Consider the following 1,230-nt stretch of genomic DNA (forward strand, 5'->3'; position numbering starts at 1 on the left):
CGAAAGAAGCTTCTATGTCAAGTCTGCTTTGAGTGCTTGGTAGATGGTGTTGGTGAGGTGTCGTTTGAGTGCTCGGAGTGCGGCTTTGGTGGTGGCGTGGGGGTGGTTTGTGGTCCAGGTGTCGCGGTAGTGGCGGGCTGGTGGGTGGTGGGCGAGTTGGGTGATGGCGATGCGGTGGATGCAGGTGTTGAGTTGTCGGTTGCCGCCGCGGTTGAGGCGGTAGTGGGGTTTGTTGCTGGACCAGACGGGGATGGGTGCGGTGCCGGTGTGCATGGCGTAGGCGGCTGGTGAGCGGAATCGGGTGATGCCGGCGGTTTCGCCGATGATTTTCGCGGCGGTGATCGTGCCGACGCCGGTGATGGACAGGAGTTTGGGGGCCAGGGGCTGGACTCGTTCGGTGAGCTGGTGTTCGAGTCGGGTGATCTGCTCGCCGAGGGTGGTGATCTCGGTGAGCAGGTCGAGGGTGAGGTCGCGGCGGACGCCAGGATCGAGGGCGGTGACCGCGCTGGTGAGGGTGGCCAGTGCGCGTGGCCTGGTCAGGTCGTGGCGGTTCTGGTCGAGGTCGAGGTCGTGCAGGTGCCAGCGCAGCTGGTTGATGCTGGCGGTGCGGCGGTTGACCAGGTTCTCGCGTCGGTCGGTCAGCAGTCGCAGGTCCAGGGCTTGCTGGTCCAGGTGCGCGGTCGGCAGATCGGGTTCGCGCAGGGCTGCGCGGGCGACGGCGAGCGCGTCGATCGGGTCGGACTTGCCGCGGGTGCGGGCCGAGGCCCGGCAGGCGGCCATCAGCTTGGGGGCACCCATTTCACTGTGGCGCCGGTGCCGATCAGGGCGCGGACCAGCCGCCCGGCGACGCCGCGGCCGTCCTCGACGGCCCAGATCAGCTCGGTTCCGAACCGGGCGGCCCAGGCCCGCAGGCGGAGGAGTCCGTCGTTGTCGGAGCGGACGGTCTTGCAGGCCAGTTTCCGTCCGGCCTGATCGACAGCGACCGCGGTGTGACTGGACTTGTGCGGATCTATCCCGATGACCACCATGGACACGCGCGTGTTCCTTCCCTAGCCGGAGAACAAGTGCACCTTTCCGGGCCGGGCTGGTCGGACACACCTCAGTCGAGGTCGATGGCGTCTAGTCCACGCTTCTATCAAGTCAGGCCAGCCAGGCCCGGACCTTGATCACGCTGGACAGTTCTTTCACAAGCCAGCAAGGCAGTGGCTTTCTGAGTCACCACGCGACCAA

Annotated in this window: 1 protein-coding gene and 1 pseudogene; both read right to left on the reverse strand. The window is 66.4% G+C overall.

All coding sequences use genetic code 11. From position 1 onward, the window contains the following. Positions 1–12: 12 nt before the first annotated feature. On the reverse strand, positions 13–657 hold the full coding sequence (locus DMC61_RS41885) for a transposase (RefSeq protein WP_233595117.1): 645 nt from the start codon (positions 655–657) through the stop codon (positions 13–15). Beyond that, positions 631–1,028, reverse strand: a pseudogene (locus DMC61_RS41890) (transposase); the annotation flags it as partial. The gene DMC61_RS41885 and the pseudogene DMC61_RS41890, both read right to left, overlap by 27 nt. Positions 1,029–1,230: the final 202 nt, after the last annotated feature.

This window comes from Amycolatopsis sp. WAC 04169, from assembly GCF_003947535.1.
Taxonomy (GTDB): domain Bacteria; phylum Actinomycetota; class Actinomycetes; order Mycobacteriales; family Pseudonocardiaceae; genus Amycolatopsis; species Amycolatopsis keratiniphila.